This window comes from Rhodococcus sp. GXMU-t2271, assembly GCF_041414735.1.
Taxonomy (GTDB): Bacteria; Actinomycetota; Actinomycetes; order Mycobacteriales; family Mycobacteriaceae; genus Rhodococcus; species Rhodococcus indonesiensis.
Genome location: NZ_JAUIZP010000021.1, coordinates 24,813 through 38,043, shown reverse-complemented (window position 1 = coordinate 38,043; position 13,231 = coordinate 24,813). Strand labels below are relative to the sequence as shown.

The following is a 13,231-nucleotide window of genomic DNA, read 5'->3' as shown; positions in this document are numbered from 1 at the left end:
GGGGGCCCCGCCCCAAGCCGCGGGCGACGCGCCGGACCAGCCGCGCCGCGTCGCGGATGTCGGAGACGCGCTCGGGGTCGGACGGACGGATCCGCTCGGCCAGTGCGTCGGCGACGGCGTCGATCAGACCGCGCGCGTCGGCGAGCACGTGCGAGCACACCAGCGAGACGACGGTTCCGCCGCCCTCGACGCGGGTGGCGGTCAGCGCCCAGCCCGGTCCGAGTTCGGGGTCGACGTCCACCTCCGCCTGCTGGTCCGCCCAGGTGAGGACGTCGGCGGCGGGGATCGGCTCGGGTGGGTAGCGCAGCGGGTAGCTGCGCAGGCCCGGCTCGAGCCGGGGGCGGGCGCCCGGGAAGTGCGGGCGAACCACGCGACGGCCGAGGGGCCCGCAGCCGAGCGCGTCGTGCAGCGAGATCAACAGGGGAGCCCCGACGGTGTCGCCGGTGCGCCACAGCCCCTGCAGTGCGATGGGCAGGCCGAGGCCGCGATGTCGGTACAGGAAGATCTCGTCCACCACGCTGAGCCGGTTCACCGTCCCGACGGTAGCCGCCATCCTTGACCCAAGCTATGAATCGAGGTTCAATTCTTTCGTGGCCTACCGCCGGACCCCCGCCGTGCAGCAACGGCTCGACGCGCAACGCGAGGCGATCGCCGACGCCGCCGTGGGCCTGCTGGCCGAGCGCGGCTACCAGGGACTGTCCATCGCGGCGGTCGCCGAGCGCGCCGGCGTCGCCACCGGCAGCGTCTACCGGCACTACGCCGACAAGTCCGAACTGATGGTGCGCATCTTCCGCAGCCTGTGCGGGCGGGAGGTCGACGCCGTCGTTGCGGCCGCCGACGCGGCCCGGCCGCACGGTGCGGCCGCACAGGTAGCCGCCGTCGTCGAGACCTTCGCCCGCCGCGCCCTGCGCAACCCCACCCTCGCCTACACCCTGCTCGCCGAACCCGTCGACGCGGCCGTCGACGCCGAACGCCTGGTGCTGCGCCGCGCCTTCGCGGCGGCGTTCGAGGACGCCGTGCGCCGCGGTGTCGACTCGGGCGATCTCACCTCTCGCAACCCGGCGCTGTCCGCTGCCGCCCTCGTCGGCGCCGTCGGCGAGGTCCTCACCGGCCCGCTGCAGTCCGGTGTGGCCGCCACCGACACCGTCCCCGAACTCGTCGCATTCGCCCTACGCGCACTAGGAGCCCGGCCATGACCGAATCACCCACGTTTCCCGGCACCCACGAGGTGTTCAACCAGGTGCCCGACCTCGTGCCGTACCAGGCGGCCGACGACACGGCACTGCTCGAGGGTCTGCGCCGCGAAGGAGCCGCCTGGGCCGAGGACGAGGTCCGGGAGATCGGCGCGCTCGCCGGAGGGACGCGCGCGCAGGAATGGGGCAGGCTCGTCAACGAGTACCCGCCCGTGCTGCACACCCACGATCGCTACGGGCACCGCATCGACGAGGTGGAGTTCCATCCGCACTGGCACGACCTCATGACGGTGGCCGTCGAGCACGGCATGCACGCGGCACCGTGGCGCGACCCCCGGGCCGGGGCGCACGTCGCCCGGGCCGCCAAGTTCTACGTGTGGGGCCAGGCCGAAGCGGGACACATGTGCCCGATCTCCATGACGTACGCGGTGATACCGGCGCTGCGGCACAACCCCGAACTCGCCGCGACGTACGAGCCGCTGCTCACCGCCCCGCACTACGACTTCGGGCTCCGGGAACCGTCCACCAAACGCGGCCTGATCGCCGGCATGTCCATGACCGAGAAGCAGGGCGGATCGGACGTGCGGGCCAACACGACGACCGCGACACCTCAGGCGGACGGCAGTTACCGCATCGTCGGACACAAGTGGTTCACCTCCGCACCGATGTCGGACATGTTCCTCACGCTGGCGCAGACCGCCGGCGGCGTCTCGTGCTTCCTGCTGCCGCGGGTGCTTCCCGACGGCAGCCGCAACCGCATCCGCATCCAGCGACTCAAGGACAAGCTCGGGAACAAGTCCAATGCGTCCTCCGAGATCGAGTACGAGGGCGCAACCGGCTGGCTCGTCGGCGCGGAGGGCCGCGGCGTCAACACCATCATCGAGATGGTGAACATGACGCGCCTGGACTGCGTGATCGGCTCGGCGACCGGGATGCGCGCGGCGACGCTGCGCGCCGTCCACCACGCCCGTCACCGGAAGGCGTTCGGTGCCCTGCTCGTCGACCAGCCGCTCATGCGGAACGTGCTCGCCGACCTGATCGTCGAGTCGGAAGCCGCGACGACCATGATGATGCGGCTCGCCGGCGCGACCGACCGCGCAACGACGGATCCGCAGGAGGCGGCGCTGCGCCGCATCGCCCTCGCGGTCACCAAGTACTGGGTGTGCAAGCGCGCCCCCGCCCACGCCGCGGAGGCCCTCGAATGCCTCGGCGGCAACGGTTACGCGGAGGAATCCGGGATGCCGCGGCTGTACCGCGAGGCACCGCTCATGTCGATCTGGGAGGGCTCGGGCAATGTCGCCGCCCTCGACGCGCTGCGGGCGATGGGCAAGCAGCCCGAGACCGTGGACGCGTTCTTCGCCGAGGTGCGCCTGGCCGAGGGGGCCGACTCCCGCCTCGACGATGCCCTGGCGCGCGTCGGCAAGGAACTCGCCGATCTCGAGAACATCGAGTACCGGGCCCGCCGTATCGTGGAACTGATGGCGTTGGTCCTGCAGGGTGCGCAGCTCGTGCGCCACGGGCATCCCGCCGTCGCGGACGCCTTCTGCGCCACGCGGCTGGGCGACGACTGGGGCATCGCCCTGGGGACCATGCCCCCCGGCGTGGACACCGCGGCGATCCTCGCGCGCGTCTGACCGGCGGCGATCCTCACGCCACCCCGACCGGCGACGATCCGCAGGGCATACTGGAGGTAACGACAACGATCGTCGAGCGAGCCCGGAGCCCCTCATGATCAGAAGCAGCGAATGGCGGGAGTGGGGGGTCCCGGTCGCGGTGGCCGTCACCGAGTACGCCGCCCTGGTGGAGGCCGAAACGCGGGTGCGTGCCGCGATCGCGGAATCCGAGGCGGCCTGCAACCCGCAGCGCGGCGATGCGGAGATCCACGAGGTCAATCTCGCCCAAGGCATTCCCGTGCAGGTCAGCCCCAGGTTGTCGGCGTTGCTGCGCTCGGCGCTCTGGGCCGCTCGGATGACCGACGGGACGGTGAGTCCCTTGGCGGCCGACGACGCCGGAATCGACGAGGACGCCACCCCGCCCATCCATCCGCTTCCCGACTACAGCGACATCCACCTCGACGGCGAGACCGTGCTGGCCCCGTTCGGGGTCAACCTCGACATCACCGAGACGGCCAGGGCCGACACCGCCGACCGGGCCGCCGCGACCGTGGCACGCAGCCTCGAATGCGGTGTCCTGGTGCGTATGGGCGACGTGACGGCCACCGCCGGTCACAGTCCCGCCGGCGGGTGGCAGGTGTCCGTCCCCGGCGCCGGCACCGTCGAACTCCCGGCGGGAAGCGCCATGGCGACGCGTATGCGCGACGAATCCGACGAAGAGCAGAACAGCGAGAACGACGTCTCGGGACGGTGGGTGCAGGTCACCGTCATCGCCGAGGACGCGTTGTGGGCCGACGCCGCGGCCGCGGCAGCTCTGCGCCGTGGAGCGCCCGCGGTGCGGTGGCTCGAGCAGTACGACCTGGCCGCCCGCCTCGTCGACGGCGGCGGCCGGGTGCACACGACCCGCCGTTGGTCCCGTCCGCACGCCGCCTGAACGCCCGAGCCCGTGCCCGAACCGGTGGGTCTGCCGGAAGGTCCGGCATCGGCCCGCCGGTGCTACTTGCGGCGCCACCGCCGGATGGTGCGGACGAGGGTGTCGGTGGAACTGTCGCCGGTGTCGGGGTCCGCCTCGTCGGTCAGCGCGGGTGCCAGCTGCAGAGCCTGGGTCTTGCCGAGCTCGACGCCCCACTGGTCGAACGAGTCGATACCCCAGATCACGCCCTGGACGAACACCTGATGCTCGTACAGGGCGATCAGCTGGCCCAGCGTCGAGGGCGTCAACGCCGGGGCGAGCAGGGTGGTCGAGGGCCGGTTGCCGGGCATCACCTTGTGCGCCACCAGCGCCGGATCGGTGCCGTCGGCGGCGACCTCGGCCGCGGTCTTTCCGAACGCGAGGACCTTGGCCTGGGCGAGCATGTTCGCCAGCAGCACCTGCTGCATGCTCCCGGTGCCGTCCCGGGTGGGCAGATCCTCGAGCGCGGTGGCGAACCCGACGAAATCGGCCGGGATCAGCCGGGTGCCCTGGTGCAGCAGCTGGAAGAACGCATGCTGACCGTTGGTGCCCGGCTCACCCCAGAAGATCTCCCCGGTGTCGTGGTCGACGGGACTGCCGTCGCGCCGCACCGACTTGCCGTTCGACTCCATGGTCAGCTGCTGCAGATACGCCGGCAGCCGCGCCAGGTCCTGGCTGTAGGGCAGCACCGCCCGCGTCTGCGCTCCCAGCACCGACGCGTACCACACCCCCAGCAGCCCGAGCAGCACCGGCGCGTTCGCCTCGAGCGGGGCGGTGGCGAAGTGCTCGTCGACGGTGTGCATCCCGGCCAGGAACTCGGCGAAGCGGGCCGGACCGATCGCGCACATCACCGACAGGCCGATCGCCGAGCCCACCGAGTACCGTCCGCCCACCCAGTCCCAGAACCCGAACATGTTCGCCGGGTCGATACCGAACTCGGCGACCTTGGTGGCATTGGTGGACACGGCCACGAAGTGCGCCGCGACGGCGTCCTCACCGAGCGCGGCGACCAGCCAGCGCCGCGCGGCGGTGGCGTTGGTGAGCGTTTCGATGGTGGTGAACGTCTTCGACGCCACCACGAACAGCGTCCTGGCCGGATCCAGGCCGGACAGTTGCGCGGTCAGGTCCGCCGGATCGATGTTGGCGACGAACCGGGCGTCGGGGCCGTCGGCGTAGTGCCGCAACGCCCGCGCCACCATGGCCGGGCCCAGGTCCGAACCGCCGATCCCGATGTTGATCACCGTCGTGATCGTCTGTCCGGTGGCGCCGCGCCAGGTGCCGGAGCGGACCTTCTCGGCGAAGCCGGCCATGGCGTCGAGCACGGTGTGGACCTCGGGGACCACGTCGGCGCCGTCCACGGGCAGCGTCGCCGACCGCGGCAGGCGCAGTGCGGTGTGCAGCACCGCCCGATCCTCGGTGGTGTTGATGTGCTCCCCGGCGAGCATCGCGTCCCGGTGGGATTCGACGCCGGCGGCGCGGGCCAGATCCAGCAGCAACCCCACCGTGGTGTCGGTGATGCGGTGCTTGCTGTAGTCGATGTACCAGTCCCCGGCGGTGACCGACAACCGCTGGGCCCGACCCGGATCCGCCGCGAACAATCCCCGCAGATCCACCGCCTCGAGTTCCGAACGGTGCCGGTCCAACTGCTGCCACGGTGCGGTTCGAGTCACGTCGCTCATGAATTCAGAGCCTAGTGCGGGCCCGTAGTTACCGGCGGGTTCGGAACCGGCCGGGGTCCCGGAGCGCATGATGTGGGACATGGACACCGAAGAACTGATCCGGACCGTACCGACAGAACTGTTCCTCGGCGGGGACTGGGTGGCCGCCGAGAACGGCGCCACCTTCCCCGTCCACGATCCCGCCACCGGCGACACCCTCACCGAGGTCGCCGACGCGAGCCCCGCCGACGCCGTCCGCGCCCTCGACGCCGCGGTGGCCGCGCAGCACGAGTGGGCGGCGACCGCGCCGCGTGAGCGGGGCGAACTGCTGCGTTCGGTGTTCGCGAGGATCACCGAACGTGCCGAGGACTTCGCGCTCCTGATGACACTCGAAATGGGCAAGGCTCTGCCGGAGAGCCGGGCCGAGACCAAGTACGGGGCCGAGTTCTTCCGCTGGTTCGCCGAGGAGGCGGTGCGGATTTCGGGGCGCTACACGCACGCACCCGCAGGCAACGGACGGATCCTGGTGACCAAGCAGCCGGTGGGACCGTGCCTGGCGATCACGCCGTGGAACTTCCCGCTCGCGATGGGGACCCGCAAAATCGGTCCCGCCCTCGCCGCGGGCTGCACGATCCTGATGAAACCGGCGTCGGAAACTCCCTTGACGATGCTGCTGCTCGCCCAGCTGTTCGCCGAGGCCGGGCTTCCGAAGGGCGTGCTGTCGGTGTTGCCGACCTCGCGTGCCGGCGCGGTCACCGGCCCGCTGATCGACGATCCCCGTCTGCGCAAGCTGACCTTCACCGGTTCCACCGAGGTGGGCCGGACCCTGTCGGAGCGGGCGGGGAAGGCGATGCTGCGCACGTCGATGGAACTGGGTGGCAACGCCCCGTTCCTGGTGTTCGACGACGCCGACCTCGACGCCGCGGTGGAGGGAGCGCTGGCCGCCAAGCTGCGCAACGGGGGCGAGGCGTGCACGGCCGCGAACCGCTTCCACGTCGCCAATCCGGTGCGAGAGGAGTTCGTGAAGAAGCTCACCGAGCGGATGGGGCAGTACCGGCTCGGGCCGGGCACCGACCCCGGAACCACGCTCGGCCCGCTGATCAACGCCGGCCAGCGGGAGACCGTGGGCACGCTGGTGCAGGACGCGGTCGCAGCCGGAGCGAGCGTGCGACTCGGCGGGGACGTCCCCGACGGCCGGGGGTGGTTCTACCCCGCGACCGTCCTCGACGGGGTGACGGCCGACGCCCGGATCCTGCGCGAGGAGGTGTTCGGTCCCGTTGCCGCCGTGACCGGGTTCGACACCGAGCAGGAGGCGATCGACGCGGCCAACGCCACCGAATACGGCCTGGCCGCGTACATCTACACGCAGAGCCTGGACCGGGCGCTGCGGGTGTCCGAGGCCCTCGAGTCCGGCATGGTGGGCGTCAACCGGGGTGTGATCTCCGACGTGGCGGCACCGTTCGGCGGCGTCAAAGCCTCCGGCCTGGGCCGCGAGGGCGGCAGCGAAGGCATCGAGGAGTACCTCGAGACGAAGTACATCGCGCTGCAGTGACCTGCGCGACGGCTACGCCCCCGAGCGTCGCGTGCTCGGGGGCGTACCGGAGCCCGGGGACTCGGTGACCCGGGACGGCCGTGGCCTCTCAGTGGCCCAGTCGGCCGTCGCCTCTCAGTGGCCCAGTCGGCCGTCGCCTCTCAGTGGCCCAGTCGGCCGCGGCCGAGCCGCAGCAGCAGCATGGCCAGCGTGTGACCCTCCTGGCCCAGCTCGCTGAATCGCTCGAGGACCTTCATCTCCCGGCTGTGCACCAGGCGGGTGCCGCCGGACGCCATGCGGGTCTGGCCGATGATGCGCGAGACCTCGGTGCGGCGCTTGACCGCCGCGAGGATCTCGGCGTCGAGCCGATCGATCTCCTTGCGGAGCTCGTCGATCTCCGCCTCCGTGGTGGGCAGGGCAGCATCGGATGCGCTGGCTCCGGAACCGGTGGCCTCGGTGTTGGTGCTCATGTCGTCTCCTCGCGTCAGCTCTGGGATCGCTTCGGATTCTGCGGGCGTTACCGGTCCGGCCGTCGGCTCGGGCTTCGGTGGCGCGGCAGCCGAAGCCTCGGGGTGCGGTCAGGCCTCGGTCATCGGCTCTCGTACCGATGGCAGTGTCGCCGGTAGCGGCGACGTGGAGCACATGACATGACGTTCAGTTTGCCACCCGTCCCCGAACCGGCCAAGTAAGGCATACCTGTCGAATCGGTCCCGCCCGGGCGGCACGGCTGTCGGCGATCGCCGGTAGTTTGGTACCACGATGAACACTCCCGTTGCCTCCGGCCGTCCCGTCCCCGCCCCGAATCCGGGGGTGCGAGCGACGACCTCCGATGCTCTGCTCGAGGGTCTCAACCCACAGCAGCGGGAGGCGGTGACCCACACGGGTTCTCCGCTGCTCATCGTCGCGGGGGCCGGCTCGGGCAAGACGGCGGTGCTGACCCGGCGAATCGCGTACCTGCTGGGGGAGCGGGGGGTGACGCCGGGCCAGATCCTGGCCATCACGTTCACCAACAAGGCGGCCGCCGAGATGCGCGAACGCGTCGCCCACCTCGTCGGTCCGCGGGCGAACAGCATGTGGGTGTCGACGTTCCACTCGAGCTGCGTGCGGATCCTGCGGGCGCAGTCGGCGCTGCTGTCCGGGATGAACTCGAACTTCACCATCTACGACGCCGACGACTCCCGGCGTCTGCTCACCATGATCGCCAAGGACCTCGACCTCGACGTCAAGCGGTACTCCGCGCGGCTGCTGGCCACGCACATCTCCAATCTCAAGAACGAGTTGATCGGTCCGGAGGAGGCCGCGGCCGACGCGGACCGCGAGACGTCGGAACTGCCACGGATCGTCGCGACGGTCTACGCCCATTACCAGCAGCGATTGCGCGCGGCCAACGCCTTCGACTTCGACGATCTGATCGGGGAGACGGTGGCGCTGTTGCAGGCGCATCCGCAGGTGGCCGAGTACTACCGCCGACGGTTCCGCCACGTTCTCGTCGACGAGTACCAGGACACGAACCACGCGCAGTACGTGCTCGTCCGCACGCTCGTCGGCGGGGCGGACGACACCGTGTCGGACGACGCGGTCGCGCCGGCGGAACTGTGTGTCGTCGGCGATGCCGACCAGTCCATCTATGCGTTCCGTGGCGCGACGATCCGCAACATCGAGGAGTTCGAACGCGACTATCCCGAGGCTCGCACGATCCTGCTCGAGCAGAACTACCGTTCCACCCAGACCATCCTCTCGGCGGCGAACGCGGTGATCGCCAGCAACACCGGGCGTCGGGAGAAGCGGCTGTGGACGGACTCCGGTGCGGGGGAGCCGATCACCGGGTACGTCGCCGACAACGAGCACGACGAGGCGCAGTTCGTCGCCGCGGAGATCGACCGGCTCGTCGACGCCGGTGAAGCGAAGTTCGCCGGCATTGCGGTCTTCTACCGCACCAACAATTCCTCGCGCGCCCTCGAGGACGTGTTCATCCGGCACGGCGTGCCCTACCGGGTGGTCGGCGGCGTGCGCTTCTACGAGCGCAAGGAGGTTCGTGACCTCGTAGCGTACCTGCGGGTGCTCGCCAACCCGGACGACACGGTCAGCCTGCGCCGGATTCTCAACACGCCCCGTCGCGGCATCGGTGACCGCGCGGAGGCATGCGTGGCGGTGCACGCCGAACGCACGGGCGTCGGGTTCGGCCGAGCGCTGCGCGACGCCGCCGAGGGGACCGTGCCGCTCCTGAACTCCCGTTCGCAGAAGGCCGTCGCCGCGTTCGTCGACCTCATGGACGAACTGCGGGCGATGCTCACCGAGACCGACGCCGACGGCAACGACCTCGTCGACGTCGGCGACGTCGTCGAAGCAGTGCTCGATCGCACCGGATACCGCGCCGAGCTCGAGGCCAGCGACGACCCCCAGGACGGCACGAGGCTCGACAACCTCAACGAATTAGTCAGCGTGGCAAGAGAATTCAGTTCGGATGCGCGCAACGCCGCGGGCCTCGAGGATGAACGTGAGGTGCCGGAAGGGGAGCCCGAGCCCGGTTCGCTGGCGGCATTCCTCGAGCGGGTGTCCCTGGTAGCCGACGCCGATCAGATCCCCGAGGAGGGCGACGGGGTCGTCACCTTGATGACGCTGCACACCGCCAAGGGTCTCGAATTTCCGGTGGTGTTCGTCACCGGGTGGGAGGACGGGCAGTTCCCGCACATGCGCGCCCTCGGCGACCCGGCCGAGCTCTCGGAGGAACGGCGCCTGGCCTACGTCGGACTCACCCGCGCGCGGCAGCGCCTGTATCTGAGCCGCGCGGTGCTGCGCTCGGCCTGGGGGCAGCCGGTGACCAATCCGGAATCACGCTTCCTCCAGGAGATCCCGCAGGAACTCGTGGAATGGCGCCGGGAGGATCCGGGAGTCACCGGGGGGCACGCCATCGGGGCCGGCCGCGGGCGGGGCGGCTACGGCGGGATCGGTTCCGGTTTCGGGGGTGGAACTTCCCGGTTCGGTGGCGACCGGCAGCCGACGCCGAGCTCCGGGCGTTCGCGCAACAACCATCTCGTGCTCGCCGTCGGCGATCGGGTCAGTCACGACAAGTACGGCCTCGGCACGGTTCTCGAAACCCGCGGCTCCGGGCCGACCGCGACGGTGGTCGTCGACTTCGGCAGCGCCGGGAAGGTGCGATTGATGCTCGTCGGCGGCGTGCCGATGGTCAAACTCTGAGCCGGACGCGGCACGGGCCCCGCACCGGCTGGTGCGGGGCCCGTGCCGCGAATGCGGTCGGCGGTCAGTCGTTCCGGATACCGAGGGAGATGCCGCGAGTCGCGAGCCAGGGCAGCGGATCGATCTTGTCGATGCCGTTGAGGTGGACCTCGAAGTGCAGGTGCGGGCCGGTGGACTGGCCCCGGTTACCCATGGTGGCGATCTGGTCACCCGCCATGACCTGCTGACCGACCGTCACCATGGACTGATCGATGTGGCCGTAGACGGTGACGGTGCCGTCGGCGTGGCGCAGACGCACCCACATGCCGAACCCGGACGCCGGACCGGAGTCGATGACGGTGCCGTCGGCGACTGCGAGGATCGGGGTCCCGATGGGGCCGGCGATGTCCACACCGGCGTGCAGGGTTCCCCAGCGGGCACCGTAGCTGGAGGTGAAGACGCCGGCTGCCGGCAGGACGAACAGCGGGCGACGGGCGGCGGCCTCGCGGGCGGCGCGCTCCTCGCTGAACCGCTGGCCCTTGGCGAGCAGATTGGAGAACTGCGACAGGTCGTTCGGGTCCGCGATGTTGAGGACCTGCGGGGCCTGGGAGGGGGTCGCGCTCTCGGACTCGGTCTCCGCGGCGAACTGGGCGGCCTGCGGCACCGCGGTGGCGGTGATGACGTTCGAGCCGGTGGTGTCGGCGGCGAGGGCGACCTCGGAATGCCCGGAATCCTGAGCGGGACCGCTGGTGGCCGCCTGGCCCGCGGCGACGACAGCGCCGGCGGCGACCGCGAGAACTGCGGCACGGCCCTTGAGGGCGGCGGGGGGAGTGGGAACGCGGTGGGCGCCGCCGCGACGAGGCGGGGCGGCCGGATCACCGTCGGATACCGCGGGGGCGGTGAGCGGCCGGGCCGGCTCGTCGCCGTAGAATTCGTACTCTTCGGTGGTGCTGGTGTTACGGAAATTCACAATGCTCGAGACGTCCGGATCGTCCGCAGTGCCCTCGTCGAAGTAGTGCTCGTGCGGCTGCCAGTGGCCCGGGTAGAGGCGGTCGGTCGCCCCTGCGAAGTCGACATCGTCGAACTCGTAGTCGGGACGGCTGTCGGCGCGTGGCGTGCAAGTGTGCATCGACTGCCGTCCTCCGTTCGTGACCTGACCGTTACTCGGACCGAAGCGACGGTAACGAAACGATCGCAAGCGTGGCAACCTAAACGGGCAGGAAAACGGACCTTGTGACTGGCATCACAGTTTGAGCTGGGCGAATCGGGAAACATTTCCCTGGTTACGGCGCGATACCGAAGACTTACGGTGTGTCACGCCGGGATGTACCGGAACACCGTCGTAGCGTCGGGTCGTGCCGAGTCGTCCGCCCGTACTTGTCGCTGCGCTCGTCATGGCCGCACTCGGAGCCACGGCGGTGGCGGTCGCCCCCCTCCTTCCGGTGGTCGGCGCCGACGAGGGACCGATCGGTGCCGCTTCGGGCGCCGCAGCCCTCGTTTCCGCCGTCGCCGCGCTGGCGGTTCCCGTCGGTGCGGTGAGTCTCGCCCGCCGGCGCGGCCCCCTCGCCGCCGTCCGGGCCGCCGCGCTTCTCTCGGGCGCAGGGTTCGTCGCACTCGGCGCGGCCCTGCTCGACGTCGCGCTGTTCACCGATGCCCTCGACGCGGACCGCCTCGAGTTGTTCCGGCCCGTCACCGCCGCGGGACTCGCGGCAGGCCCCGGCGCCGGCGTCGTCCTCGCCGGTCACCTCGCCTCGGTCGTCGCCGGAGTCCTCGGGGCCGTCGCGGTCCGGCAACTCGAAGCCGCCCGCCTCCCGGTCGAGGAACGGCCCGTCGGTGCCCGTGCCGCGACGCCGGTCGCAGCCGGCCTGGCGGTAGCTGCGCTGGTCACGGCCGGCGCGCTGCTCGCCCCGCCCTTCGTGTCGAACGATCCGGTGCTGCTCGGTTCCGGCGTCCTCGACGCGACGCCGGCTGCCGCGCTCGGTGCCCTGGTGGCGGCGGTCGCGGTGGCGCTGGCAGCAACGTGGGCGCTGGTGACGCCGTCGTCGGCCGCCGCGACGGGCGTGCTCGCAGGTGCGGGACTCGGTGCGCTGGCCGTCCTGGGGCCGCGGCTGGCGGCAGGGCTGACCGGTGCGCGGCTGGCGCCGTCGCCCGGGGTCGCCGTCGGCGTGCTCGCCGCCGTCCTGCTCGTCGCGTCCGCGGTCGCGCTGCCTCGCCTCGTCGCGCGGTCGGACCGTGCCGCACCGCGGTTGCGCAGGGCGGTCCCGCCCGCTCCGGCGAAGCGGCATCGGCAGGCGGGTGTCGCGGGGATCGTCACCGGCATCGTCGCGACGGTGGGGTCGCTGCTGCCGGTGCTGTCGGTGCCCGCCGGTGCGACGGCGCCCGAACTGCCTGCTGCGCGCATGCTGTTCGCGGCGGGCCTGCTCGTACTGGCGCTGAGCTTCTGGTTGCTGCTGTCCGAGTTCGCGGCTCCGCTGCGACCCGCCGTCGCGGTGCCGGCTGCCGGAGTGGTCGCCGCCGCCGGGGCGGTGCTGCAGTCCTGGGTGCTCGCCGCGGGCCTGCCCGGTGTCGGCGCCGGGCCGGGCACCTGGCTGGCCGGGGCCGCGATCCCGGGGGCGGCGGTGACGGGCGTGCTCGTCGTCCTGGCGGGAGGTGCGGAACGCGACGGCATCGACACCTCCGTCGAACGCACCGCCGGGCCCGTAACGCGCGCGGTGGGCGCGGCTGCGGCTCTCACCGCCGGTGTCGGGGTGCTGCTGCCGTTGCAGCCCGGCGCCGGGTCGGTGCTGAGGTACCCCTGGGGTTACGACGTGTGGGGGCGGGCGGTGCTGGCCGTCGCAGTGGTAGCGGCGGTGCTGGTCGCAGGGCGTGCGCGGCCGGCCCGAGGCACTGCGCTGTTGCTCGGCGCGGCGGCCTCGGTGGCCCTGTACGCGGCCTCGTGGGCGCTCGTACGGACCTCGGAGCAGGAGCCGGTGAACGGAGTCCTCACGCTGCCTGCAATCCTGGGGGTGGTGCTCCTCCTGGCTGCGGCGTGGCTCACAATCCGGGAGGAAAATCCGTGAGGTACCCCCGGGGGTCCTCACTCCGGTGACATGCGACACATACCAGGA

9 protein-coding genes and 1 pseudogene are annotated in these 13,231 nt (G+C 71.3%); 6 read left to right on the top strand and 4 right to left on the bottom strand.

All coding sequences use genetic code 11. From position 1 onward, the window contains the following. Positions 1-532 (bottom strand): annotated as a pseudogene (locus tag QYS60_RS07720) (hypothetical protein); the annotation flags it as partial. A 58-nt stretch (positions 533-590) separates the two neighbouring features. On the opposite strand from QYS60_RS07720, the gene QYS60_RS07715 reads away from it, so the two are divergent. The 3 genes from QYS60_RS07715 (at position 591) to QYS60_RS07705 (ending at position 3,740) form a co-directional block, all read left to right on the top strand. Further along, the gene (locus QYS60_RS07715) at positions 591-1,196 is read left to right on the top strand and encodes a TetR/AcrR family transcriptional regulator (RefSeq protein ID WP_371382843.1); all 606 of its coding nucleotides are present in this window, start codon (positions 591-593) and stop codon (positions 1,194-1,196) included. Then, on the top strand, positions 1,193-2,827 hold the full coding sequence (locus tag QYS60_RS07710) for an acyl-CoA dehydrogenase family protein (RefSeq protein WP_371382842.1): 1,635 nt from the start codon (positions 1,193-1,195) through the stop codon (positions 2,825-2,827). Before QYS60_RS07715 ends, QYS60_RS07710 begins: the two co-directional genes overlap by 4 nt. Positions 2,828-2,921: 94 nt before the next feature. Continuing rightward, on the top strand, positions 2,922-3,740 hold the full coding sequence (locus QYS60_RS07705) for an FAD:protein FMN transferase (RefSeq protein ID WP_371382841.1): 819 nt from the start codon (positions 2,922-2,924) through the stop codon (positions 3,738-3,740). A gap of 62 nt (positions 3,741-3,802) precedes the next feature. Here the strand turns inward: QYS60_RS07705 and pgi are convergent, their stop codons facing one another. Beyond that, positions 3,803-5,437 carry a glucose-6-phosphate isomerase gene (gene pgi / locus QYS60_RS07700; protein WP_371382840.1) on the bottom strand — a complete coding sequence of 545 codons (1,635 nt, stop codon included), beginning with the start codon at positions 5,435-5,437 and terminating at the stop codon, positions 3,803-3,805. A gap of 79 nt (positions 5,438-5,516) precedes the next feature. Between pgi and QYS60_RS07695 the strand changes: the two genes are divergently transcribed. Then, positions 5,517-6,968 carry an NAD-dependent succinate-semialdehyde dehydrogenase gene (locus QYS60_RS07695; protein ID WP_371382839.1) on the top strand — a complete coding sequence of 484 codons (1,452 nt, stop codon included), beginning with the start codon at positions 5,517-5,519 and terminating at the stop codon, positions 6,966-6,968. A 140-nt stretch (positions 6,969-7,108) separates the two neighbouring features. On the opposite strand, the gene QYS60_RS07690 is transcribed toward QYS60_RS07695, so the two are convergent. Then, positions 7,109-7,417: a chorismate mutase gene (locus tag QYS60_RS07690; RefSeq protein ID WP_003937752.1), complete on the bottom strand. Its 309-nt coding sequence runs from the start codon at positions 7,415-7,417 to the stop codon at positions 7,109-7,111. Positions 7,418-7,706: 289 nt separating this feature from the next. On the opposite strand from QYS60_RS07690, the gene pcrA reads away from it, so the two are divergent. Then, positions 7,707-10,145: a DNA helicase PcrA gene (gene pcrA / locus QYS60_RS07685; RefSeq protein WP_371382838.1), complete on the top strand. Its 2,439-nt coding sequence runs from the start codon at positions 7,707-7,709 to the stop codon at positions 10,143-10,145. Between the two features lie 64 nt (positions 10,146-10,209). Here the strand turns inward: pcrA and QYS60_RS07680 are convergent, their stop codons facing one another. Further along, on the bottom strand, positions 10,210-11,253 hold the full coding sequence (locus tag QYS60_RS07680) for a M23 family metallopeptidase (protein WP_371382837.1): 1,044 nt from the start codon (positions 11,251-11,253) through the stop codon (positions 10,210-10,212). 226 nt (positions 11,254-11,479) lie between these two features. Here QYS60_RS07680 and QYS60_RS07675 point away from each other — a divergent pair, with 226 nt between their 5' ends. Next, positions 11,480-13,183 carry a hypothetical protein gene (locus QYS60_RS07675; protein ID WP_371382836.1) on the top strand — a complete coding sequence of 568 codons (1,704 nt, stop codon included), beginning with the start codon at positions 11,480-11,482 and terminating at the stop codon, positions 13,181-13,183. The last annotated feature ends 48 nt before the right edge of the window (positions 13,184-13,231 follow it).